Raw genomic sequence first — 23,845 nt, forward strand, 5'->3', positions numbered from 1 at the left:
TGATTTACGTGATTTTTTCGCAGCATGCAATTTTTGTCTGGGCAAAAACCTTCATTTTTTGGGCATTTTTCGCGATTTTTTAGGGGTGGAGGGGCGGCGGCAAGGAATATTATATTTTCATAAAATGCTGATTATCAATAGGTTATAGTATGTTTTGATGGCCTCCAAAAAACCGCAAAAAAAATGTTGCCAAACTTTTGGCCTTTGCCTAACCTCTTGTCACGTGCACCGATTGGTGTGTTGGGGCAAACGGGATTTGCCCGCGGTACAACGCATAAAACGCAACAATGTAATCCGGAGGAACACATGAAGTTTAACAAATGGACCCTGGGTCTGGCCGCCATCGGCGTGGTCAGCCTGGCAAGTGCAGTGCAAGCCGAAGAGCGGGACAACCCCGTGATGACGGCGCTGTCCTCTACCAGCATCAGCGGTTATGTGGATACCGCTGCGGTATGGCGGTTTGGCAATAACACCAGCAAGGCGGGCGCTGGCACGGGCTGGCTGGTGCCTGGCGCGGTGAACGCCAATCCGGCGACCGCGGCTGCCTACCAGAACAAGGCGGACATCTTCAACCTCAACGCCGTGGGGTTGACCCTTGAGAAGCCGCTGGATGAAGCCGAATGGTCCGCGGGTTACCGGGTGGACATGGTTTATGGTCCCGACATCGTGGGCTGGAACCCCTCGGTGAACTCGTTTGGCGTGTCTGATTTTGGTTTGAAGCAGGCGTACATCGTCCTGCGCGCCCCGGTGGGCAATGGCTTGGACTTCAAGCTCGGCACCTTCGACACCGTGGTGGGCTTTGAATCCTTTGAAGCCTACAAGAACCCCCACTGGACCCGCTCCTATGGTTGGGAAATTCAGCCGACCCAGCACACCGGCGCGACGGTGAGCTATCGGTTCAATGAGATGGTCGCCCTGAGCGCGGGCGTGGCCAACACGGCGGCTACGGGCATCAATGCTCGTCCGGCCCGTGCGGGTTTGCCTCCTGGGCAGATTGTGTCCGAGACGGAGAAGACCTACCTGGCCAGCCTCACCCTGACCGCTCCGGAGAGCCTCGGCTTCCTGGCCGGCTCCACCCTGAACGCGGGCGTGGTGAATGGTCTGGCGGGCGGTGTCAGTGACACCACCTGGGTGTATGTGGGCGGCGTGATGAACACCCCGCTGGAAGGCCTGAAGCTGGGCGCGGCTTATGACTACCGCATGACCAGCCACAAGGGTGACATTACCTCCCCGGCTTATGTGCCTGGCACCCATGCTTACACCATCGCCGGTTACCTGATGTACCAGGCCACGGAGAAGCTGAACCTGGCGGCCCGCGTGGACTATGCCAAGGGCACCGCTGGCACGTGGTACTTCATCGGTGGTGGCGAGAGCGATCCCAAGAACCAACTGCTGGGCATCACCGGCACGGTGGATTACAAACTGTGGGAAAACGTGATCACCCGCTTGGAGTTCCGCTGGGACCACGAGTTGACCGGTCAGAAGTCCTCGGCCAGCACCCCTGGTCCGTTTGGCTTCGACGACAACAACAACTACCTGTTGGCGTTGAACGTCATCTACCGGTTCTAAGCTATAGCAGCTTGACCCAACCCCCGCTGGACGAAAAACCAGCGGGGGTTTTTGTTTGCCGCGAAAAAGGACGGCCTAATCCGTCCAATGGGACGAATCTGACTTATGCCTAAAGTCCGGATGAAGATTCAAAACGCCGGCGTTTTTTAATGCAAGACGGCCAGGCAGAAGGTATATTGCGGCGCGCATAAACCTGACGAAATAAAGCTATGTCCAACCCGGTAAACCGCAGAGAATTTATGGGTGCCGCTGGTGCCCTGGCGGGCATCCTAACCCTCGGCAGCACGGCGCCACTCGGGGCACAAACGGCCCCGGCGGGTGGTTTCAAATTCAGCCTCAATACGGCCACCATTCGCGGCCAGAAACTGCCGCTGCCGGAGCAATTCGACGTGGCCGCCAAGGCCGGTTACGACTACATCGAGCCTTGGCTGGGGGACGTAGCCAAATACGCGGAAAGCAACAGCCTCAAAGATTTGCGCCGACGGGCCGAGGACCAGGGACTCAAGGTCATCAGCGGCATTGGCTTCCCGGAATGGGCCGTGAATGACGACGCTCGCCGCGCCCGGGCCATGGAGCAGCTCAAGCGGGAAATGGACCTCATGGCCCAACTGGGCGCGCCGCACATTGCCGCTCCACCTGCAGGCATTTACGGCAAGGAAGTCAAAATCGAGTTGGACCGGCTGGCCGAGCGTTACCGCGCCGTGCTGGAGCTGGGCCGCCAGATGCAGGTCACCCCCATGCTCGAAATCTGGGGCGCCTCCGCCAACCTCAACAACCTGGCCGATGCCACCTATGTCATCACCAAGGCCGCGCATCCCGATGCCTGCCTGCTGGCGGACGTGTATCATATCTATCGGGGCGGCTCCGACTTTGCCTCGCTGCGGGTCCTTGGTCCCACCTCCCTGCGCGTGTTTCACATGAATGATTACCCTGCCACCCCGCCGCGGGAATCTTTGCGCGACAGCGACCGCATCTGGCCCGGGGATGGTCTGGCGCCTATGAAGGAGATTTTTGGGCATTTCCTGGCCAACGGCAGCCGGCCGGTGTTGTCGCTGGAGCTGTTCAATAACGAGTACTACAAGCTCCCCGCCCTCGATGCGGCCCGCACCGGTCTGGTCAAAATGAAGGCGTGTGTGGGGAGCGCTTGACCCAGCCCAACCCGGACTGAAGGCCAGGCGATAAACAACTTCCGCGGACAGCCCCCAGGCGTCCTGAGTCCGGCGCGGTAAAGGGTTTGGCCGGAACAATGACCTGCCTTTGGCGTGTTGCCATTATTTCCCCTGCGAGGCGGAAAAATTGCGCTAAGTTAGGGCCATGCGTTGCCGCAGCCATGACAACTCAGGCCCGCCCGCCGGCCGGTGGGGTGCGGCGGCGCTGGCGCTGCTGCTCGCCGGCTCTCACGCCCTTGCCGATGGCGCCACTTTATTCGTAAAAAATTGCGCTCCCTGTCACGGACCCAAGGGCAAACCCAACGCCAAAATCGCTCGCCTGCTGGGCGTGCGCGATTTAACCCAAAGCCGCATCTCCGCGGCTGAAATTGAGCGGCAAATCCTGGAAGGCCGCCAGGAAGGCGCGCGTCAGGTCATGCCCGCCTTCAAGGAAAGCCTGAAGCAAGAGGAAGTGCAGGCGCTCGTGCAGCACGTGCTGCGCCTGCGCAAGTAAGCAGGGACCGCAGCGCGGTGGCAGGGGAAAGTGGCTTCCCCATTTCCACCGGGGAAGCTGGCCAAGGCTCCCGCCCCAACGACAACTCTTACAAACCGCGCAGGGCCTTTTGTGCCTGGCGTTTGGTCTGCTCGTTGGCGGACTTGTCCACCACCCATTGCAACGCCTTGCGCCGCAGCTCCACTGGCGCATCCGCCAGATCCTTGCGCGCCGCCAGCCCCGCCAGGGCCGAACAGGCATCCTCCTTGAGCGCGTCGTCCGCCCCCAGCTCCATCAACTGCTCGAGGGCGCGCCCGCTGGGAATGCTGCCCAGCACCGTCATGGCCAGCCGCCGCTCTTCCGGCCGATTGAGCAGCGGGTAAACCGCATTGAGTTTTTCCAGCTTCGCCTGCGGCGTCAATTTGGGATCGCCTTGCAAGTATTGCAAATACCCGCGCGCGCCCAGCACTTGATGCAGCGTCTTTTTGCCCTCGCGCGCCAGCGTTAACAAAGGCTCGGCCACCGCGGCATCCTCCGGCCAGCTATTGGGCCACGTCGAGAGGGTCCGCACGGCTTCATCCTGCACCGAGGCATCCGCGTCCTGCAGCGCCGTGCGCACTGCCGCCAGGGCGGTGGCTCCGCCTACACTGGCCATGGTATGCAGGCCAATTTTGCGCAGGGCTGGCTTCTGGCTTTGCATCAACACCATGAAATGTGGCAGGCAGGCGGCGCGCTCGCGCGCACTGATGGCCAGCAGGGCCTTTTCAATTTCCGCCTCCTCGGCGCCGGGCTGGCCCAGACGTTGCACCAGTTGTCCGGCATGTTGGGCGCTGCCCAGCAACCCGGCGGCCCCGATGGCCGCCACCCGCGTGGCGGCATCGGCATCGTTGATGGCGGCCATGATGGCCGGCAGCGCCGCGGTGGTTTGCCGCTGCCCGGCCAGCTCAATCAACGCCAGCCGCAGCCGGCCCGTGGCCTTGGCGAGGCGCGCCGTCAATTGCTGATCCACTTCCTTCCCCGGAATGCGCGCCAGCGCCACCCGCGCCGCCTTGGCCAGGTCCGCGTCTTCCTCGCCGGTCAAATCCAGCAACGTGGGCACTGCGCCAAGGTGGCCCATGCGGTCCAGCGCGGTTATCGCCGCCAGCCGCACGGATTTGGGGCCGCTCAACGCCGCCTTTTGCACCGTGGGCAGCGCGGAGGCATCCGCGCGGTCCGCCAGCACCAGCAGCAGCATCGGTTTGCGGGCCTCCGGCGTTTTTTCCAGTTCCGCCGCAATCGCCTCCGTCACCTTGCGCCCGGGCAGCTCGCGCGCGGCCACCAGCCCGATGTGGAAAAACGCCCGCTCGGGCGAGCGCAGTTGCTCCAGCAACAGCGGCAGCCCGCCGGCGCCCCGCGCCAGAATGGCGCCGCGAGTGGCCTCGAGCAACCGCTGCTGCGAGACCGGCGCCTTGCGAATTTGATCATAGAGCCGCACCGCTTCGCTGGCGTTGCCGGCGGCCAGCAGCCGTTCCGCGCACACCACCGCGCCCTCGGCAATGTCGGTTTTGAGCGCCAGTGGCGCCTGGTCCAGGGCTTGGGACAACGCCTTCGCCGCCGCCGCGCCGCCGATGTTGCCCAGCGCTGCCGCCGCCGCGGAAACCACTTCGGGGTCGGCCTCTTTGAGTTTCGGCGCCAGCACCGTCACGGCCTGCACGTCGCGCCGGCGGTTGATGGAATTAATCACGCCCACCAGCAGCCGTCCCTGCAACCGGCCGGCGGCCTCGCGCAACGCGGCGTCCGCGGTGGAATCGGGAATGGCCTCCAGCGCAATCCGCGCCCACGAGGCCAGCTCCTTGTCCGCCAGCAAGGGCGCCAGCGCCGGCACCGCCTCGCGCGTGCCCTTGATGGCCAGAAACTTGCAGGCGATGGCCTTGTCCGCCGGCGGCGCGTCCGAGCGCAGCGTGCGGATTAAATCCGCCTCCGGCGGAATGACCGCCGCCCGCACGGCAGCCAGGGTGAAAAACGCGGCCCCCAGGGCCAGAGTCAGCAGCAAACGTTTCATAAGCTTTGGCGACATTTGGATATTCATTTCAACTCATTTCCCTCATTCACGGTCATGGCCTGTTTTTACACCCGCCACGGCTCGCGCAGCGCTTCGGAGCGCAGCCGGTTGGCTTCCTCATCATTGATAAACTCGTTCTTTTTGGGGTCATAGCGCACCTTGCGATTGAGAAAGAGCGAGATGTTCCCCGCGTGACAGGTGATGTGCGACCAGCACGCCGCTTCGGCGTTGGCCCGCGTGCGCCCGCGCGACTTCACACAATCCAGAAAATCGCGCACATGAAAATCCGCCGGGTAACCACCAATCTTCGCGCCGCGCCCCACCAGCAACGTTTCCGAGCTGGCGACGATGTCGCCGCTGTCGGCCGTTTCCACCCAGCCCGTGCTGCCCTCGAAACGCACCGGGCAGGAGCCGAGCGGCAGCCAGCCTTCGTTGCGCACAATCAATTTCACTCCGTTGGGATAGAGGGCGTGGAGCTGGCCATTCTTGGGCTCGTATTCGATGGCGGCCGTGTTGTCGCAATCCGCCGCCAACTGGCACAAGTCCACGCAATGCGAGCCCCACTCGAGGCAGCCGCCGCCCACCAGCCCACCGCCTTTCTCGAAGTTAAAACCATCGAGCAAACGCCGGTTGTAAGGCCGCCACGCCGCCGGCCCCAGATACAAATCCCAGTCCACCTCCTCCTTGTCCGGCTCAGGCTCCGCCGGCAGCCAGCCGCTGGTCTTGGTCTCCAGCCCCATGGGATGCGCGTGCACGGTGTGCAACTTGCCCAGCTTGCCCTGCCGCGCGAGGTCAATACAGAACACAAAATTGGGGAGGCTGCGCCGTTGGGTGCCCGCCTGGAAGATGCGGCCGGTGCGCTTGAACACCTCCGCCAGCGCCAGGCTCTCATCAATGTTCTTGGTGCACGGCTTTTCGCAATACACATCCTTGCCCGCCCGCGCGGCCAGCGAGGAGGCTGCCGCATGCCAGTTGGGGCCGGTGGCAATGAGCACGGCGTCAATGTCCTGCCGCGCCAGCAGCTCGCGCAAATCGCGGTAGGTCGCGCAATCATTGGCCTGGTAATGGGCGTCCACCCGCTTCTTCACCGCGTCGCGCCGGGCGGCTTTCACATCGGCCACCGCCAGGAACCGGACATCCGGTTGATGCAGAAACACCCCCAGCACGTAATTGCCGCGGTTGCCGATGCCAATGCCGCCCATGACAATCCGTTCGCTGGGCGCCACGCCGCCGTCCCGGCCGACCGTGGCGCCGGGCACAACCTGGGGCGCGGCCAGCAGCACCGCCCCGGCCTTGAGGGAGGTGCCCAAAAATTGACGACGATTCACCGCAAGGCGCGCCGACGCGCCGCCTTGCCTCGGGGAGACATGTGATTGCTTCATAGGAGATGCGTTAAAATCCACGGGCGCCATGATGGTTGCTCAATGAATAAATCCGACTGCCCATGCGTCATTTATCGTTGCCGGTGGCTGAACACAACAACATCATTTTTGAGACGCCGCCACTTGTCAAATCATTCAACACTCTTAAAGTGGCGCGGGTATGCTTTTTGCCCCGGGCAGGCGCACGCAACCTGGCGCACGATGGGTTGGCCTGCCTCCCCTCCCGACAACCGCAACTGCCCGAAAGATCGTGCCTTCGGGCCCGTTCCGCATTAGACTGAACTGCCATGAAACCGACATGCTGTGCAACCGCAACGCAGGAAAGGTTACGCCGGGCCCGCGGTGGTTTGTCCGTGCGCGCCGTTGCCCTGCTCATTGTGGTGGCGGCCGCGGTGGTGGGCGGCACTGCCGGCTATTTTTATTACCGCGAGTATTTCACCACCCCTGCCAGCACCGAACCGGAGCCGCCCAACGTCTCTTATAAAAAGTGGGAAAAAACCAGCAACCTTTACGTCAAAATTGAACCCACTCCCTGGGAGCGCCGCCTCGGCCGCAATTTGCATCGCACAGCCTACCAGGCCGCCACCAACTTGGTCTGCCAGACCCTGGCCCGGCCGGAAACCGCCCGCTTTCAACCCTATGCCCGGGCCAAAATCACCGGCGTGGACTGGCGCTTCCTCGTCAAATGCGACTACACTGCCGTCAATAAATCCGGCGAATTCCACCAGTACGACTTCCGCGCCTTCCTCAAGCGCGATACCAACGAAGTCTGGACGCTGGAATACCTGGACAAGGACAAGGAGGACGGCACCAAGAAACCCAAATCCACAAGCAGCGAATAATCCACCGCCCCCGCCGCAGACGGCCTCGGCTTTGGAGCCAGATTTACTCGCACCCCTTCATGGATTCTAACGCCATTCCCGCCACGGCCTGGCTGGACCCTACCCGGCCCAGCCTCTTCCACCCCATTACCAGCCTCATTGAACGGCTGGACTGGCGGCAGCTTTTCCTCACCCCGCAGCCGGTGGAAGTTGAGCTGGGCAGCGGTGATGGCTCCTTTCTGGCCCAATACGCCCGGTTGCATCCAGAGCGGAATTTCCTCGGGGTCGAGCGCCTGCTGGGCCGCGCCCGCAAGCTCGAACGCAAAGCCCTTCGCGCCGGGCTGACCAACCTGCGCATCATTCGGCTCGAAGCCAGCTATCTCACGGAGTATCTTTTACCCCACCATTCTGTGGAGGTTTTTCACATTTATTTCCCCGACCCCTGGCCCAAGAAAAAACATCACAAAAACCGGCTGGTCAACGAGCGCTTTGTGCAGTTGCTGGGCCGCGTCCTCACCCCCGGCGGCTGGGTGCACCTGCGCACCGATGACCAGGGATACTTTTCCTGGATGCAGGATGCCTTCGCCGCCCATCCCGCTTTCCTTTCGCGCACGCCCCCGCCGGAATTGCTTGCCCTTAAAACCGACTTCGAGCTGGAGTTCAATCAGAAGGGCATTCCCACGCTGGCGCTTTCTTATCAATGGCAGGGAGACAAGGCCTGCTGACCCGCCCCTCCCTCACGGCAGCCAATCCCCCGCCGTGAAAATGCTGGAAAATGCGCGCCAGCGCTCTTTCTTCGCCTTGTTGGGATTGCCTCAATCCTTGGCGTGTGTCCTGCTCCGTACTTCGGAGAGGGGGCCGGCCTGGCGCGCGCTTGAACTCTTAAACGTCAATCACCGGCCCGCCGCGGTCATCACTGCCGGAGCGGTCTTCCCGGCGGCGGGCCCGGCTGAAACGCACCCGGGTGTTGCCCGTGCCGGTGAGGCTGTTAAGCAACAGACTCAACACGGCAATCACCAGCGCCCCTTTGAACGCCGCCCAAAATCCGGCCACGTGAAAGCCTTTGACCAGCTCGCCCACCAGCCACAGCAGGCCGGCATTGATGACCAGTGTGAACAGGCCCAGCGTCAACAACAACAAGGGCAGCGAGAGCAACATCAGGATGGGCCGCACAAACGCATTCAACAAACCCAGCAGCAACGTGGCCACCACCAAATCCACCCACCCCTCGTAGGTGATGCCATCCACCACGTGCGCCGCCACCAGCACGCCCACCATGGTGATGATCCAGGCCTGCACAAAGGCCTTTAATTTCTCAGGGACGATGGGAGCTGCCTGCATGATGCTTCCCCAAGGGCGGTGGTTCAGAGCCTACGGCGCCGGGTCAGACGCCCGTTGCGCCTCCGCTCCCTCGCCCATTTTTTCCAACTTCTGTTCCAGCTCGCGCACACGCCGGATTAAATCCGGCAACTGTGTAATGGCGATGAGCTGCCGTTTGGTCTGGCGGTCCGGTTGCGCCGGACTGCCCAGCCATTTCTGGCCGTCGGGGATGTCGTGCATGACCCCAGACTGCGCCGCCACGGTGACCTGGTTGCCAATCTTCAAATGCCCGGCTATGCCCACCTGCCCTGCCAGCACCACGTAATTGCCCAGCGAGGTGCTCCCGGCAATCCCCACCTGCGCCACGATGATGCAATGCTCGCCGATGGTCACGTTGTGCGCAATCTGCACCAGATTATCAATCTTCGTGCCCCGCCCAATCACCGTCGGCCCCAGCGCCCCCCGGTCAATCGTCACATTCGCCCCAATCTCCACATCATCATGGATGATCACCGTCCCAATTTGGGGCACCTTCAAATGCTTCCCCTCATCCATCACATACCCAAATCCGTCCGAGCCAATCACCGTGCCCGCGTGCACTCGCACCCGCTGCCCCAACTGCACCCCCGGATACAGCGTCACATGCGGAAACAACCGGCAATCGGCCCCCACCCGCGCGCCTTCGCCCACATGCACATGGCTTTCCAAGATGGTCCCCGGCCCAATAATCGCCCCCGCCGCCACCACGCAATAAGGTCCCACCGCCGCCGTGGCATCCACCTGCGCCCCCGCCGCCACCACCGCCGTGGGATGCACCCCCGCCGGCGGACGGCGCTCGGGGAAAAACAAGGGCAGCACCCGCGCAAAAGCCACCCGCGCATTCTTCACCTTGATGAGCGTTTTGTCCCCGGCCGGGTAATCCGCCGCCACCAGAATGGCACTGGCCGCGCTCTGCCGCGCCGCCTCAAAATATTCGTCATTCTCGGCAAACGTCAGGTCTCCAGTTTTGGCCGCTTTCGCTGGCGCAAAGCCGGTTAATTCAATGTCAGGATTGCCCGCCACCTCTCCCTGCAGGTGCGCGGCGATTTGGGCAGCAGTCCAAGGCATGGGATGTTTCCTACTTGCGGGCCACGATGCGGTTGTTTTCCCCCAGCACAATGACCGTGGGATGCCAGTCGGCCGCCTGCGCGGCGTCCACTTCCGTAAAACTCATGATGGTCAGGCGGTCGCCCGCCTTGCCGCAATGGGCGGCGGCGCCGTTCAGCACAATTTGCCCCGAGCCCCGCGGTCCTTTGATGACATACGTTTCAAAGCGCGCCCCGTTGGCCATGTTGCTGCATAAAATTTTTTCATACGGATGCAACCCCGCGGCCTCCATCAAATCCTCCGCAATCGTCAGGCTGCCCTCGTAATCGAGGCTGCCGCCGGTGACTTGCGCCCGGTGAATCTTCGACTTCAAGAGATGTACGAGCATAAATGACGGTTGGTGACCACCGTTAGACCTCCCAATATACCCTACCGCCGCCCCCATTCAATACCAAACCCCCGACCGGCAAAAGCACGGCCGCCGACACAATAAAGCCCGACGCCGGCGCCAGCCATCCTGCTCCCATTGTAACCTTTTTTACCGCAGCGGCTCTTTGTATAGTGGTCGGGGCATGGTGAATCTGTCACAAACTGAAATCTTGCCGCTGCACTCGCCGCAGGCTTTTGCCGCAGCCGTGGAGCGGGCGGCCGCTTTGCTCCAGGCAGGCGAAGTGGTGGCCGTGCCCACCGAAACCGTTTACGGCCTGGCCGCCAACGCCCTGGACCCCCGCGCCGTGGCCGCGATTTACGCCGTCAAGGGACGCCCCGCCCGCAATCCCATCATCGTGCATGTGGCCAGTGAAACCATGGCCCGCGCCTGTGTGGCCGACTGGCCGGCTTCCGCGGCGGCACTCGCCCACTCCTTCTGGCCCGGCCCGCTGACCCTCGTGCTGCCCAAAGCCCCCCACATCCCGGACGTCGTCACCGCCGGCGGCCCGACGGTGGGCGTGCGCTGGCCGCGCCATCCGTTCATGCAGGCCCTGATTCAACGCTGCGGTTTCCCCCTGGCTGCCCCCAGCGCGAATTTGTCCAACCGTGTTTCCCCCACCACGGCGGCGCATGTGCGCCATCATCTGGAAGGGCGCATCCCGCTCATCGTGGACGGCGGCCCGTGCCCGGTGGGCATTGAGTCCACCGTGGTGGCCCTGGCAGGCCCCTCGTTCCGCGTGTTGCGGCCGGGCATCATTCATGAGGCCTCCCTGGCGGCCGTGTTGGGGGTGGAGTCTGCCCCCGCCGCAGGGCCGGAAGACGCGCAAGCCCCCCTGGCCAGTCCGGGCCGCTTACCCCGGCATTACGCCCCACGCGCCCAGGTTTTAATCTGGAAATGGGCAGACGAAACGGATTTGCGGGCGCGCCTGGCCCAGCTCAACGCCCGGCCGGAGCAAACGTACGTCCTCGCTCACGCCTGCGTCCCCCAGCAGGCCGGCTGGCTCGAAGTTAGCGTGGCGCCACACGATGCCGAGGCGTACGCACGGGCGCTCTACGCCGAGCTGCATCGCGCCGATGCCCGGCACGCCCGCTGGCTGGCGGTGGAGCAACCGCCGGAGGACGCCCCCTGGCAGGCCATCCACGACCGCTTGCGCCGGGCGGCACAGCAGGAAAAAACATGAATTTGCGGGCAGATATTGATTGCACTGCCCGAAATGCGTTACGATGGTTTGACGTTTTGGGAAAAAACTTGCAAGCTCGACCAATGACACGACTGGGAATCATCTTGGGTCTGGTGGCCGCCTGGAGCGGCATCGCCTGGGGCCAAACCAATGGCCTGACCGAACGCGCCATTTCGCTGGACGAATGCCTGGAGATGGCGCTGCAAAACAATTTCACCCTCCGCATCGAGCGCCACAACATCGAGCAGGCCCGCTTTGACCTGCGCCGCGCGCAAACCGCCTATGACCCGCTGCTGGTCTTTGGCCTCACCCGCGCCGAGAATACGGGCCTGAACCAGACGTTTGACCGCTCTGGCAACCGCTCCGAAAGCTCCTCCCGCAACACCGTGGACACCCTCCAATACGGTATCAGCGGCCTGGGCCCCATGGGCTTTGAATACTCCGTGCCCGTGCGATTCACCCGCAGCTTTGGCGACGGCTACCGGTACAACGTCCTGGACTTGAACACCTTCACCTTTGTGCCCGTGGGCTACGATGAATATGCCGCCCGCTTAAACATCGAGATGAGGCAACCCCTCCTGCGTAACTTCGCCGTGGACGGCGTCCGCCGCACCATCCAGGTCAACCGCAAGCTGCTCAAAATGTCCGAGCACCAATACGAAGCCCGCCTCATGGAAGTTATGACCCTGGTGGAGCTGGCCTATTACGAGCTGATATTCGCCCGCGAAAATGTGAAAGTCCAGGAACAGGCCCTTAAACTGGCGGAAAAACTCCTGGACAACAACCGCAAGAGTTTCAACGTCGGCAGCATGGCCATCCTCGAAGTGCATCGCGCCGAATCCCTGGTGGCCAGCACGCGGGCCGATTTGCTGGCCGCCCAGCAATTGGTCAAAGTCCAGGAAAACGTCCTCAAAAACCTCATCACCAAAGATTTGCCCGAATGGAAGCAAGTCTCCTTGGCCCCCTCGGAGCCCCTGATGGCGGTCCCCCAAGCCCTCGATGTGCGCGAAAGCTGGCGTACCGGCTTGAGCAAACGCCCCGACCTGGCCCAGTTGCGCGTGGACTTGGAACGCCAGGACATTGACATCCGCTACTTCAAAAATCAGACCCTGCCCAACTTGAACCTGGTGGGCTCCTACGGTCGCGACGCCCTGGGCACCGGTTTCGAAAATACCTGGTCCGACCTGCATTTCCGCGATAAAGCCGTGGACTACTACTACGGCATCGAACTCAGCTTTCCCTGGGGCCGCCGTGAAGCCAAATACCGCCTGGCTCAAGAAAAAGACCAGCGCTTGCAAAAAGAGCTTATCCTCCAAAAATTGCAGCAAGATATCCTGGTCCAAATTGACGACGCCATCGAGGCCGTCAAAACCAGCTACGACCGCATCGCCGCCACCCGCCAGGCCGCTGCCTTTGCCCAAAAAGTGCTCGAATCCGAAGAATCCCTCATGCGTGTGGGCATGAGCACCTCCTTCATGATTATGCAATATCAGCGCGACCTCACTGCCGCCCGCTCTGAGGAAGTCCGCGCCATTGTTGACTACAACAAAAACCTCGCCCGCCTCGCTCAGGCCGAAGGCAGCACCTTGGAGCGCCGCAAAATAAAACTCCAGTTCAAATAACCAGGAGCAGGACAACAAATCAAATCTCCCGCCTCCCCCGAGGCCACGCCCCCACACCTGCCTTCCCTTTCCCTGGCGCAGGCCTCCCCGATGTAGCGCAGGCGACTCGCCTGCGGGTTCACGGAGCCTCCCGGCTCCGTGATTACAGAAATGCCGTCGTCAAACAGACGCGCCTGTAAGCACCAAGCCGCACTTCAATCTCGCAGTAGCCATAACGCATGGCGTCCCGTCCCGCGAAGCGGGATTGAGCCTGCGTCCCCTAATTCGGTGGCAATGAATTGAAGCAGGTAAATCAATGGTATTTCTGTCCCTAACTTGTCCTCCTCGACTGACTGAACAAACGCGCTCATGAATCATCCAAGGTACAGTAACTTTTTACCTCTCCCCGTGGGTGAAGGTCAGGGTGAGGGTGATAGCATCGTAGCTCAGACGTCCCCGATGTAGCGCAGGCGACTCGCCTGCGCTACACACCCTCACCTTGGCTTTCTGCTACGATGGGGTGGAGGGAAAAGGGGTCAGAGCGTGTGAAGGGGGGAGAGCAACCACGAATGAACACGAATGGACACAAATTTTCAACAGAAGGAAACGAAGGGAACGAAGAGGGAGAAGAGGCCCCTCTCCCAGAGGGAGAGGGGAAATGATACTGGGCGCTGTGGGATATTTGCCTGCCTCTGCTGGCTACAAGCCAAGATGAAGATGAGGAAACGGTAGCCGCAGAAAAAAACTCATTCATCCCTTGCCCCTGACCTGCGAGATACATGCCTAATTACGCTTTGCGATTCGTGGAAGACTGCGTTACGGCATAGGAAAGGTTGACGCACGGTCTGGTGCTTCCTTGAGCGTCCGCTTGACGTTGGCAGTTCTGCAATCACGGAGCCGGGAGGCTCCGTGAACCCGCAGGCGAGGACGCCTGCGCTACGGGGGGGAAGGCAGGGGAAGGCGTCCGGCGAGGGTTTTCGTTATAAGAAAAATCGTGACAATGATGGCTTTACTATTAGAATTAGCAAACATGCTAAGACTATGACGCCCCTGGCGCGACAAATTCAGGCTGACTTCAAACGGAATGAAGCCATGTGCCAAAAGGCGCTGACCTTGTTGCATCTGCTCTCCAACAAGGCGCGTTTCCGCATCGTGTGCGTTGTCGCTCGCGGCGAGTTTTGCGTGCACGAAATCGCGGAAATTGTCGGCGGCTGCAATCTCTCCAATATTTCACAACAGCTTAAAATGCTCACGCTGGCGGGCATCATCAAAAAACGCCGGGACCAGCGGCGCATTTTGTACTCGCTGAAGGACCCGCGCATGGCGCAGCTCATTGAGTTTTTGCGCCAGATGCTCGAAGCCAGGTAAGGCGCCCGTCGTTCGTCGCGCTGTTTTTTCAGGCCCCCGCGCTGCCCACCGGCCCGTAGAATTCCTCCACCACCTGCCGGAATTGATTGTCGCCGGGTTTGACGATGCCCATTTCGCGCCGGGCATTTTCGGGGGAGTCGCTGGCATGGGCGGCATTGACCATGATGGTGGAGCCGAACTCGCGCCGGATGGAGCCGGGCGGGGCCTTGGACGGGTCGGTGGGGCCGAGGACGTCGCGGATTTTGGCCACGGCGTTGATTCCCTCATAGACCAGCGCGATGCATTTTTCCGTGCCGGGCTGATGGCGCAGGGTGACGTCGCATTCGTCCGGCGCGCGGCCGGCCATGAAGCGCACGATGGCGTCAAACTGGCTGTCGCCATACACCGGCCCCAACAGCTCGCCCAACTGCGTGGTGACCTCGGGCGGCAAATGGCACTCCAGCTCCTTTTCCAGCACGGCCTTGGCCCGGCTGGCCACCATGCCTTTGAGCTTGTTACGCAACACCTCGCGCACCGGCCCGTAGAATTCGCAGGCCTCTGCCACGCTCATGCGATGCACCTTGATGGCCACGATGAACAGGCCCGTGCGGCTGAAATAGTCTATCATGTTGCCCGGCCGCCCCGTGGGGAAGCGGAAATTCTCGGGCTTGATGAGGACCAGTGTCCGCTCGGGTTGCTGGCCAGCGGGATATTCGATGATGTTTTCCAGCAGGCCGCCATCGCGGTCCGAGAATTGGGTCCACAACCGCAAGTCCCGCACGGCCGCCTCGGAGGTGGGCGCCGCCAGCACCGCCGGCTCAAAATATCGCAGCGAGCCGTCCTCATTCAGCAGGACATCGCCATAGGTATCGCGGATGGTTTCCCCCATCGTGCGGTTGGGTTTCAAGGTGCCCACCACCTGATAGACCTTCTGAACGGCATCCTCGCCGCGAAAAACCAGCATCATCACCCGCCGGCGGCGCCCGCGTGGGTCTGGGCCAATCTGCTTGAGGATGTAGTCCTGAATCCATTCCTGGACGCGGCGGTCATCGGGATTTTCCGCATTGACCACCATTGGTGCATAGGCCTCCACCAGCTCGCGGCTGGGGGCAAACATCCGCGCTGCCGCCAGCTCAAGCCCGGTGCGGGCGAGCAACCGGGCTAAAATGCCGCCCGTACGGGATTTATGCAGTGAATAAGGGGTGATGATGACGTAAGCCAGTTGTTCAGCCATAATACTTTGAAGTTGAATGATTCAATAAAAAACAAGGATGCTGTTCGGGCGCAAAAAAACTACCCCCAGATTCCCAAAGAATTTCAGGCCGGCGAAGCTCCCTTGGGAGGTTCGGTCGGGGCTGCTTCCGGCGCAAGGGCGGCCTTGCCGCCTAAAATCTTGAACATGACCACGCCACAGGTAGGGCATTTGCCTTTGATTGCCTTGCGGCCATTCTTCATCACTTCTTCCACCGCGTCAGCAATCTCTTTCTTGGCTTTGCATTTAACGCAATATCCCTCGGGCATAGAAATCCTTTCCCGGCGTCCTCAGACGCCGCTCTACTCACACCCAGTATCCCAAATCAAAGCTATTTCAGTGTAAAAGGGCTGGATAGGGGCGTCAACGGGGAAAACACCCCCCTCCGGGAAGGGTGCTATCAGGCCAACGCACCATCCGGTGTCATCACAGCGCCGCAAGCGTCCGCCGGGCCACTGGGTGTTAATTGTCTTTGGCCGCCCCTGGCCGTCTTGGCGGCCAGGCATGGCTTTGGCCGCGTGCATGGGATGCCGTCTTGCCACCGGCGGTTATTCCTTCGTCAAGGTGGACAAGACCGCGCACAACAGCAAAAACAGGAACAAAATGGAATGGATTTGCAGCGGAAAATCATAAAAGGCATGCAGCAAACACCCGCCCAGCGCCGAGTACAGCAGCCAGACAAAATAGCGGTCCACTGGAATGCCTCCCGGGGCCTGCCAGCGCCACCAACAGACGCCCAAGGCCCCCAAGATTAATAAAAATCCCGCCCACCCAAAGGTGATGCGCGTTTCCAGCCAGTCGTTGTGGAGCTGCGCCGGATAATACTCATCATAGGATTTGCGATAGAGCTGGAACAAATTCTTGAAACTGCCCGGCCCGGAACCAAACACTGGATGGTCCGCCGCCATGCGTTTGGCGGTGTCAAAGGTGGCCTCCCGCCCGTAATACCCCTCGCTGAGGATTTCCATCCGGGGCCCCAGCTCCTCCCAACCCAGGAGCAACCCGCCCGCCAACACCAGCGCAAACACCCCAAAAACGCCCAGCTTCACTCCCCAGCCGCGCTGCCATTGGGCCAGCCAGAGAATCACCACCACCAGCAGGCTCAACGCCAGCATGATGAGCGCTCCACCCCGGCTGGTGGAAACCACCGGGCAAACCGCCATCAACAGCACGCAGGACAGCAAGAGGTTATGCCGGCGCGGCCCCGCGCCCAGCGGCGAGCGCAATACCACCCGATGGTAACTCCACCACAAGGCCAGCGCCGCCGGCCAGGCCAGGTTGAAGTATTGGGCCGCATTGCCCCGATAGGCATAGGGACCAAAGAAAGTTTCGATGTCCTTGTTGACCGTAGGCTCCACCAGCCACAAGAGCTTGGGGGTGGCGTCCACCCGTTGAATAATGCTGACCAGGGCCAGCACCGCCCCATTGAGGCTGACCACCCACAGCAAGCGCCGCAGCCGCGGCGGCAGCAGGCGGGCCTGGCCGCTGGCGCCTTGCAACTGGCGCTCCGATAGAAAATACTCCTCCTTGCCATTCCACAGCCAGCTTCGCACCGTCCAAAACGCCAACGCCAGCCCCAGGTACATGCGGAAATACTCCCAACTGGCCTCGGCATCATAACTATGCGGCAGCCAGGGAATGATGCGATGGTAATCAAAGGCCCAGTCCGCCGGGCGGTAGGTGGCCCGCGCATTCCAGGCGCTGACCCAACAATAGAGCAAAATTAACACGGTCAGCACCCCCAGCGCCCAGTCCATGATTTTGCCCGCATCCCATCCGGGCCGGGGAACGTACTCGCCCAAGGCCCGGCTCAGCAGCCATCGCAGGCCCGTCAGCCCCCCCAGCGTGTAACCCGTGACGGTCATGACGCGGATGGACCATTCCTGCGTGGTGCCAAAGGCCCACGGGCCAAAAATAATCATGAAATAAATGCCCGCCTCGATTAGGGCATCGAGCCAGTAGAGGACACTCATCCGTTGGTCACCCGGCATGGATGCAGAGACTTTAGCCTGAAGTTGGCTTTAAGAAAATAAAAAACCCAAGGCACTGGCGGGACGCCCGGGGGACATCTGCGCCAACAGCAAGGGCACAACGGGGAAGGGGTTCTTCCCTGCTGGACATGAGGGGGATGCTTCGCTCAGGTTTGACCCCTCGTTTGGGGTAGGAAGGAGCATTTCCTAAAAAAATGGGGCTTCTGCGCGATACAGAAGCCCCATCGTGCTGTGGCAATGCTTAAAGGGTTGACCTTTATTTCTTGGGCGCGGACGCCGCGGGCGGCCTGGGCGCGGCCGGAGTTTGGACCTTCAGGTTCGGGTCCAGAATTTCCACCTTGGCCTCTTCGCGGATTTTTTGCAGGTATTTCGGCATTTCCTCCTGCACTTTTTCATTGGCGAGGTAACGCTTGATGTCGTCGGCGACCTTGGCCAGCTCGACTTTTTGGGCCGGGATTTTTTCCAGCACCTTGATGACGTGGTAGCCGAAAACGGTGGTCACCAGGTCGCTGACCTGTCCCGGTGGCGTGGCAAACGCCGCCGCCTCGAATTCCGGCACCATGCGGCCCCGCGCAAAGGTGTACTCGCCGCCTTTGTCCTTGGAGCCGGGGTCATCGGAGAATTCCTTGGCCAGCTTGGCAAAGTCCTCGCCTTTTTTGGCGCGGGCCAGGATGCTCTCGGCCAGCTTTTTCTTTTCCTCTTTTTGCGCGGCGGGCAGGTCGCGTTTGGCGCCCGGGTTGGGATTGGGGTCGGTCGGGTCCTTGAAGCTGATGAGCACATGCGCCGCGCGCACTTGTTCCGGCTGTTCAAATTCCTTCGGGTTTTCGTCGTAGAACTTTTTGATTTCGGCCTCGGTGACCTGGTTTTTGTCGCGCACTTCGCGGTTGATGACTTCTTCGCAAATCGCCTGCTCCAGGAGCCGCTCGCGGTAGGTGGCGGGCGTCAAGCCGATGGACTTGAGCTGCAGCTCGAAAAATTCCTCGCTGGGCAGGCGTTTCTTGGTTTCGGCGATGTATTTGTCCGCGTTTTCGGCCGCTTTCTTTTTGTCCTCTTCGGTGGCGCGGGCCACCAGAAGTTTGGTGGAGATGATGCGGTCGAGCAGCATCGCCTGGTCGCGGTTGCGGTCTTCTTCGCGCACCGCGCGGCCGGAGGCGGCAACGTTGGCCTTGAACAGGCTGTAGGCCTCGTCCACCTGGGAGCGTTTGACCTCCACGCCCTTGCCTTTGGCCACCACGGAATCAGGGAACAGCTCCTTGGCGGCGGGCTTGGGGGCCGCGGCGGCAGCGGGTTGGTCGGCAGCGCCGGCAGCAACGGCCAGGACGAGCGTGGCACAGACGGCGGTGAAGGGAATCAGTTTTTTCATGACATTTTGCCACACAATCTTGGCCGGCCGGCAAAGTGCCGGCCCGGGCGAAACTGGGGCCAGGCTGAGGTTCGGAGTTTTAGTGGTTTTCGTTATGGTTTTCCAGCCGGACAATCCGCACATTGGTAATGTCCGGGTCTTTTTGGATTTGGGCCACCAGTTCATCCGGCGGCACACTATCCAAATTCAATACGGTTAAAGCCCGCCCGCCCGCGGCGTCGCGGTGGAGGCTCATGCTGGCGATGTTGACCTGGTAACGGCTCATCAGGGTACCAATATAGCCCACAATGCCCGGCCGGTCTTTATTATTAAACAGGCACAACACCCCGGAGGGCACAATCTCCACCGGCTGGCCAAACAACCGCACAATCCGCGGCTGATGCCGTTTGCCCAAAATCGTGCCCCCCGCTGAAATCTCCTGGTCGCCGGAATAGACGGCCACCTGCAACCACTCGCTGTAATCGGTTTCTTCGTTGGATTTGATTTCCTCCACCAACAACCCGCGCGAGCTGGCCACGGACTTGACGTTGACCTGGTTGACCTCGGCCCCCAGGGTCTGAGCCAGGAAGCCCACCAGCACACTTCGCGTCACGGGGTCGGTGGGCACATCGGCGGCCTTCCCACCGAAAGTGATGGTCAGGCGGTCGTTGCGCTTGGGCGCCAGTTGCGCCACCAGCCGGCCGAGTTTCTCGCCCAGCAACAGGTAGGGACGCACAGCCTGATACGTCTTGGCATCCAGGCTGGGCATGTTCACCGCGTTGCGGATGGTGCCGTTGACCAGAAAATCAATGATTTGGTCCGCAATCTCGATGCCCACGTTTTCCTGCGCCTCGGCCGTGCTGGCCCCCAGGTGGGGCGTCAACACCACCGTCTCCAGCTCGCGCAACGGAAAATCCGCCGGCGGCGGCTCCGTCTCATACACATCCAGCGCCGCCCCGCCCACGTGGCCGGATTTCAGGGCCTCGTACAAATCTTTTTCATTGATGATGCCGCCCCGGGCGCAATTGATGAGGCGCACGCCCGGTTTCATGCGGGCAATGGCCGCCGCATTAATCATATTGCGCGTTTCGTCCGTCAGCGGCATGTGCACGGTGATGAAATCCGCCTGCCGGAAAACTTCGTCCAGCTCCACCACCTCCACCTGCAGGGCCTTGGCGCGGGAGAGGGAAAGATAGGGGTCATAGGCCAGCACCCGCATGTTGAACGCCAGCGCCCGGCGGGCCACCTCCGTGCCAATGCGGCCCATGCCCAGAATGCCGAGGGTCTTGCCGTTCAATTCCATGCCAGAAAACGATTTGCGGTCCCACTTGCCCGCCTTCATGGAGGCGTGCGCCTGGGGAATCTTGCGTGCCAGGGCCATGAGCATGGAGAACGTCAGCTCCGCCGTGGAAATGGTGTTGCCGCCCGGTGTATTCATGACCACCACCCCGCGCTGGGTGGCCGCCTCGGTGTCCACATTGTCCACCCCCACGCCGGCGCGGCCCACCACTTTGAGCAGGGGCGCCGCTTCCATCACGGCCCGGGTAATCTTGGTCTCCGAACGCACCACCAGCCCCACCGCGTCCTTGACCAGCGGCAGCAGCTCCGGCTCGGAGAGGCGCTTGGAGAGCACCACCACTTCCAGCTCCGGGCATTGCTGCAACCGCTCAATCCCCTTGGGGGAAACCGGATCGCACACGATGACTTTCATAAAAACGGAATCGCAATGTAGAACAGCTCTCAGAGCTGGTCAATGCACATTCTGCCCCGCTGCGGCGGGGGGTCGGCTTGCGCCCGGCGGTTTCCCCCGTTATGGTGGGCGCGTGGCGGCCGTGATTCAGGTTCATCATTTAAGCAAAAGTTTCCGCACCTACAAAAAGGAACCGGGGCTGAAAGGGGCGGTCAAAGGACTTTTCCGGCGCAAATACGAGACGGTCCAAGCCGTGCAGGACATTTCCTTTGCCATCGAAGAAGGGGAGCTGGTCGGTTTTGTCGGCCCCAACGGCGCGGGCAAAACCACCACTCTCAAAATGCTGGCAGGCCTGCTTTACCCCACCTCGGGCACCGCCCAGGTGCTCGGCTACGTGCCCTGGGAGCGGCCCGACGGCTATCGCCGCCAGTTTGCCCTGCTGCTGGGCCAGAAAAACCAGCTCTGGTGGGATTTGCCCGCCCGCGATTCCTTCGAGCTGAACCGCCACATCTACGGCATCGAGCGCGCCCACTTCGAGCGCACCGTGCAGGAACTTTCCGCCCTGCTAGGGGTGGAAGACAAGTTATCCGTCATGGTGCGCGAGCTTTCCCTGGGCGAGCGCATGAAAATGGAGCTTATCGCCGCCCTCCTCCATCACCCCCGCGTGCTGCTGCTGGACGAGCCAACGCTGGGACTGGATGTCGTTTCCCAAAAAACCGTGCGCGACTTTCTGCGCCATCACAACCAGACCACCCGCACCACCATCCTGCTGACCAGCCACTACATGGCGGATATTGAGGCCCTGTGCGAGCGCGTCCTCATCATTGACCACGGTCGTTTGTTTTTTGACGGGCGCCTGGCCGAGGTGCTGGAGCGGTATGCGGACGACAAGCTCATCACCATCGAGCTGGGGCCGGGCGGGCCGCCGCCTCCTTCCCAGCTTGCCCGCCATGGAGAGGTCTTGGAATTGACGGACGCCCGCGTGCGCCTGCGGGTGCGCCGCGAGCAGGTCATTCCCGTCTGCAAAGCCCTGCTGGACGAATTGCCAGTCAAGGACATTGACATTGAGGAAACCCCCATCGAGGAAATCGTCCGCCGCCTGTTCGCGCGCAACCATTCGCCGGGCCGGCCTGCGTCAACGAATTGAAAAAACAGCGCCACTGGCCCTGCGATGCGGAGCCGGGACCGCTCCCCCATTTTCCTGGCGAGATTTCGCGGGCGCCGGCGCAATTTCCTGCGTGTCAAGGGGCGCCCCTTCATGATTCAATGGGGCGCGTGAGCGACGCGACGGATGATTGGCGGCGGCGCTTTGAACGCCTGCAACGGCTGTACCAGGTCAGCCAGGTGCTGCACTCCACCCTGGAGCCGCAGCATGCCTTGCAGCTCATTGTCGAGCAGGCCGTGCAGCTCACCAGCGCTTCCAGCGGCTCCCTGGTGCTGCTCAATCCACACACCGGTTTCCTGGAAATCGAGGCCGCCTGCGGCCTGCCCCCGGAGGCACGCCAGCTCAAGCTGCGGGCTGGCGAGGGCATCACCGGCTGGGTGGTGCGCACGGGCCAGCCGGCGCTGGTGGGGGATGTCCGCCAGGACCCCCGCTATATCATGGCCCGCCCGGAGGTGCGCTCCGAGCTGGCAGTGCCCCTGCGTCTGGGCGAGGAGGTGCGCGGCCTCTTGAATGTGGACTCCGAAAAGCTCCACGCCTTTACGGCAGAAGACCAATCCCTGCTGGAGGAGCTTTCCGCCCAGGCCGCGCTGGTCATCCAGCAGACCTGGCAGTATGAGCAGCATCGCCTCAAGGCGCGGCTCTTTGAAAGCCTGGTGGCGGTCAGTCAGTTGATTAATTCCACCCTCAACCTGGATGAAACCCTTGCCGCCATCACCCAACAGGCCCACCAGCTCATGCAGGCCCGGCTCTGTTCCCTTTTGTTGCTCGACGACTCCGGCCGCTGGCTGGATTTGCGCGCGGCCCACGGCGCGGGACCGGACTACATCAACAAACCGCGCCTCAATGTCGAGGAAAGCCTGGTGGGGTCCGTCGTCCGGCGGCGCAAGGTGTTGCAGGTGGAAAATGTGCAAATCTCCCAGCGCTATCAGCACGTGGAAGTCGCCGCGCGCGAGGGCCTGGTTTCGCTCCTCAGCGCCCCGTTGACGTTCGGCGGGCGCTGCCTCGGTGTGCTCAACGTGTACACCAGCCATCCGCACGTGTTTTCCAACGAGGAAATTCGCATCCTGACGGCCCTGGCCGGGCTGTCCGCGGTGGCCATTGAAAAGGCGCGGCTTTACGAGCGGGTGGTGGACCTCGAGGAAGCCCTGCGCCATGCCGAGAAATTCAGCGCCCTGGGCCTGCTCGCCGGCGAGGTGGCGCATGAAATTCGCAATCCCCTCACCGTCATCAAAATGCTCTTTCACTCGCTGAACCTGCAATTCGCCCCGGAAGACCCCCGCGCCACGGATGTGCGAATCATCGGCGAAAAACTCGAGCAGCTTGACCGCACGGTGGAGCGGGTGCTGGGCTTTGCCCGCAGCGCCGAGCCGCAATTTGGACCGGTTTCCCTCCCACAAGTGCTTGATGAGCTGGGGCTCCTGGTCCGCCACAAGCTCCGCCAGCAAAACATCCACTGGCAGCCCCGGTTGGAACCCGCCCTGCCCGCCGTGTGGGGCGATGCCACGCAACTGGGGCAAGCTCTGCTGAACCTTGTGCTCAATGCGGTGCAGGCCATGCCGCAGGGCGGTGAATTGACCCTCACCGCCCGCCGTCTGCCGCGGGACGCCGCCCGACCGCCCAGTCACGTCGTAATTGAGGTCTCCGATACCGGCGAAGGCATGAGCGAAGACCAATGCCGCCGGGCCTTTACGCCCCTGTTGAGCACCACCCGCGCCAAGGGCACCGGCCTGGGGCTGGTTTTGGTGGGGCGCATCGTCGAAGCGCATCACGGACGCATTCAAGTCACCTCACGTCCCGGCAAAGGCACCCGCTTTCGCTTGACCCTGCCCGTGGCTCCCCAGACCAACGGATAAATCTGAGCGCCATGGAGGGTGTCCCTTGGGCCGCAAACCAGGGATGGCCAGTTGAGGCTGCCGGCTCACCATTCACCCAAAAGCCAGAGCCGCACAGGGTTAGACAGAAGAATTAGACAAACTTAATAAACATT

General features: G+C 61.7%; 19 protein-coding genes and 1 pseudogene. 10 read left to right on the forward strand and 10 right to left on the reverse strand.

What is annotated here, in order from left to right; translation table 11 throughout:
• The first annotated feature begins 306 nt into the window (after nucleotides 1-306).
• From NXS98_RS11980 to NXS98_RS11990, 3 genes are all read left to right on the forward strand, one after another.
• The gene (locus NXS98_RS11980) at nucleotides 307-1,569 is read left to right on the forward strand and encodes an outer membrane beta-barrel protein (protein ID WP_283845230.1); all 1,263 of its coding nucleotides are present in this window, start codon (nucleotides 307-309) and stop codon (nucleotides 1,567-1,569) included.
• A gap of 239 nt (nucleotides 1,570-1,808) precedes the next feature.
• Complete coding sequence (locus NXS98_RS11985) at nucleotides 1,809-2,717, forward strand: sugar phosphate isomerase/epimerase family protein (protein ID WP_283845231.1); 909 nt, start codon at nucleotides 1,809-1,811, stop codon at nucleotides 2,715-2,717.
• A 166-nt stretch (nucleotides 2,718-2,883) separates the two neighbouring features.
• Nucleotides 2,884-3,231 carry a c-type cytochrome gene (locus tag NXS98_RS11990; RefSeq protein ID WP_283845232.1) on the forward strand — a complete coding sequence of 116 codons (348 nt, stop codon included), beginning with the start codon at nucleotides 2,884-2,886 and terminating at the stop codon, nucleotides 3,229-3,231.
• Between the two features lie 88 nt (nucleotides 3,232-3,319).
• Here NXS98_RS11990 and NXS98_RS11995 read toward each other — a convergent pair whose 3' ends face one another.
• Both NXS98_RS11995 and NXS98_RS12000 read right to left on the reverse strand, forming a co-directional pair.
• Nucleotides 3,320-5,251: a HEAT repeat domain-containing protein gene (locus NXS98_RS11995; RefSeq protein ID WP_283845233.1), complete on the reverse strand. Its 1,932-nt coding sequence runs from the start codon at nucleotides 5,249-5,251 to the stop codon at nucleotides 3,320-3,322.
• Nucleotides 5,252-5,316: 65 nt separating this feature from the next.
• Nucleotides 5,317-6,633 (reverse strand): Gfo/Idh/MocA family protein, encoded by a 1,317-nt coding sequence (locus tag NXS98_RS12000; protein ID WP_283845234.1) that lies wholly within the window; start codon nucleotides 6,631-6,633, stop codon nucleotides 5,317-5,319.
• A gap of 353 nt (nucleotides 6,634-6,986) precedes the next feature.
• Here NXS98_RS12000 and NXS98_RS12005 point away from each other — a divergent pair, with 353 nt between their 5' ends.
• Both NXS98_RS12005 and trmB read left to right on the forward strand, forming a co-directional pair.
• Nucleotides 6,987-7,475: a hypothetical protein gene (locus NXS98_RS12005; protein WP_283845235.1), complete on the forward strand. Its 489-nt coding sequence runs from the start codon at nucleotides 6,987-6,989 to the stop codon at nucleotides 7,473-7,475.
• Nucleotides 7,476-7,534: 59 nt separating this feature from the next.
• Nucleotides 7,535-8,179, forward strand: coding sequence for a tRNA (guanosine(46)-N7)-methyltransferase TrmB (gene trmB / locus NXS98_RS12010; RefSeq protein WP_283845236.1), 645 nt, complete (start codon nucleotides 7,535-7,537; stop codon nucleotides 8,177-8,179).
• A gap of 157 nt (nucleotides 8,180-8,336) precedes the next feature.
• Here trmB and NXS98_RS12015 read toward each other — a convergent pair whose 3' ends face one another.
• Genes NXS98_RS12015 through panD form a run of 3 tightly spaced genes read right to left on the reverse strand, consistent with a single transcriptional unit; the run spans nucleotide 8,337 to nucleotide 10,248 of the window.
• A complete protein-coding gene (locus tag NXS98_RS12015; RefSeq protein ID WP_283845237.1) occupies nucleotides 8,337-8,795 on the reverse strand; it encodes a phage holin family protein in 459 nt (152 codons plus the stop codon).
• Nucleotides 8,796-8,825: 30 nt separating this feature from the next.
• Nucleotides 8,826-9,881 (reverse strand): UDP-3-O-(3-hydroxymyristoyl)glucosamine N-acyltransferase, encoded by a 1,056-nt coding sequence (lpxD, locus tag NXS98_RS12020; protein WP_283845238.1) that lies wholly within the window; start codon nucleotides 9,879-9,881, stop codon nucleotides 8,826-8,828.
• 10 nt (nucleotides 9,882-9,891) lie between these two features.
• Nucleotides 9,892-10,248, reverse strand: a complete 357-nt coding sequence (gene panD, locus NXS98_RS12025) for an aspartate 1-decarboxylase (protein ID WP_283845239.1) — start codon at nucleotides 10,246-10,248, stop codon at nucleotides 9,892-9,894.
• 184 nt (nucleotides 10,249-10,432) lie between these two features.
• Between panD and NXS98_RS12030 the strand changes: the two genes are divergently transcribed.
• The 3 genes from NXS98_RS12030 to NXS98_RS12040 all read left to right on the forward strand — a co-directional run bounded on the left by NXS98_RS12030 (nucleotide 10,433) and on the right by NXS98_RS12040 (nucleotide 14,439).
• The gene (locus NXS98_RS12030; RefSeq protein ID WP_283845240.1) at nucleotides 10,433-11,470 is read left to right on the forward strand and encodes an L-threonylcarbamoyladenylate synthase; all 1,038 of its coding nucleotides are present in this window, start codon (nucleotides 10,433-10,435) and stop codon (nucleotides 11,468-11,470) included.
• An 83-nt stretch (nucleotides 11,471-11,553) separates the two neighbouring features.
• Nucleotides 11,554-13,092: a TolC family protein gene (locus NXS98_RS12035; RefSeq protein WP_283845241.1), complete on the forward strand. Its 1,539-nt coding sequence runs from the start codon at nucleotides 11,554-11,556 to the stop codon at nucleotides 13,090-13,092.
• A 1,020-nt stretch (nucleotides 13,093-14,112) separates the two neighbouring features.
• A complete protein-coding gene (locus NXS98_RS12040; protein ID WP_283845242.1) occupies nucleotides 14,113-14,439 on the forward strand; it encodes an ArsR/SmtB family transcription factor in 327 nt (108 codons plus the stop codon).
• Between the two features lie 28 nt (nucleotides 14,440-14,467).
• On the opposite strand, the gene NXS98_RS12045 is transcribed toward NXS98_RS12040, so the two are convergent.
• The 5 genes and pseudogenes from NXS98_RS12045 to serA all read right to left on the reverse strand — a co-directional run bounded on the left by NXS98_RS12045 (nucleotide 14,468) and on the right by serA (nucleotide 20,714).
• Complete coding sequence (locus tag NXS98_RS12045) at nucleotides 14,468-15,652, reverse strand: nucleoside-diphosphate kinase (protein WP_283845243.1); 1,185 nt, start codon at nucleotides 15,650-15,652, stop codon at nucleotides 14,468-14,470.
• Between the two features lie 155 nt (nucleotides 15,653-15,807).
• Nucleotides 15,808-15,939: pseudogene (locus NXS98_RS12050) on the reverse strand (DUF5679 domain-containing protein); the annotation flags it as partial.
• Between the two features lie 279 nt (nucleotides 15,940-16,218).
• A complete protein-coding gene (locus NXS98_RS12055; RefSeq protein WP_283845244.1) occupies nucleotides 16,219-17,661 on the reverse strand; it encodes an O-antigen ligase family protein in 1,443 nt (480 codons plus the stop codon).
• Nucleotides 17,662-17,917: 256 nt separating this feature from the next.
• Nucleotides 17,918-19,024 (reverse strand): peptidylprolyl isomerase, encoded by a 1,107-nt coding sequence (locus NXS98_RS12060; protein ID WP_283845245.1) that lies wholly within the window; start codon nucleotides 19,022-19,024, stop codon nucleotides 17,918-17,920.
• 79 nt (nucleotides 19,025-19,103) lie between these two features.
• Entirely contained in the window at nucleotides 19,104-20,714 is a 1,611-nt protein-coding gene (gene serA, locus NXS98_RS12065) for a phosphoglycerate dehydrogenase (RefSeq protein WP_283845246.1), read from the reverse strand.
• A 121-nt stretch (nucleotides 20,715-20,835) separates the two neighbouring features.
• Between serA and NXS98_RS12070 the strand changes: the two genes are divergently transcribed.
• Both NXS98_RS12070 and NXS98_RS12075 read left to right on the forward strand, forming a co-directional pair.
• Nucleotides 20,836-21,840, forward strand: coding sequence for an ABC transporter ATP-binding protein (locus NXS98_RS12070; RefSeq protein WP_283848167.1), 1,005 nt, complete (start codon nucleotides 20,836-20,838; stop codon nucleotides 21,838-21,840).
• A 128-nt stretch (nucleotides 21,841-21,968) separates the two neighbouring features.
• On the forward strand, nucleotides 21,969-23,711 hold the full coding sequence (locus NXS98_RS12075; protein ID WP_283845247.1) for a GAF domain-containing protein: 1,743 nt from the start codon (nucleotides 21,969-21,971) through the stop codon (nucleotides 23,709-23,711).
• Nucleotides 23,712-23,845 lie beyond the last annotated feature (134 nt).

The sequence above is a fragment of the Fontisphaera persica genome (genome assembly GCF_024832785.1).
GTDB classification, from domain to species: domain Bacteria; phylum Verrucomicrobiota; class Verrucomicrobiia; order Limisphaerales; family Fontisphaeraceae; genus Fontisphaera; species Fontisphaera persica.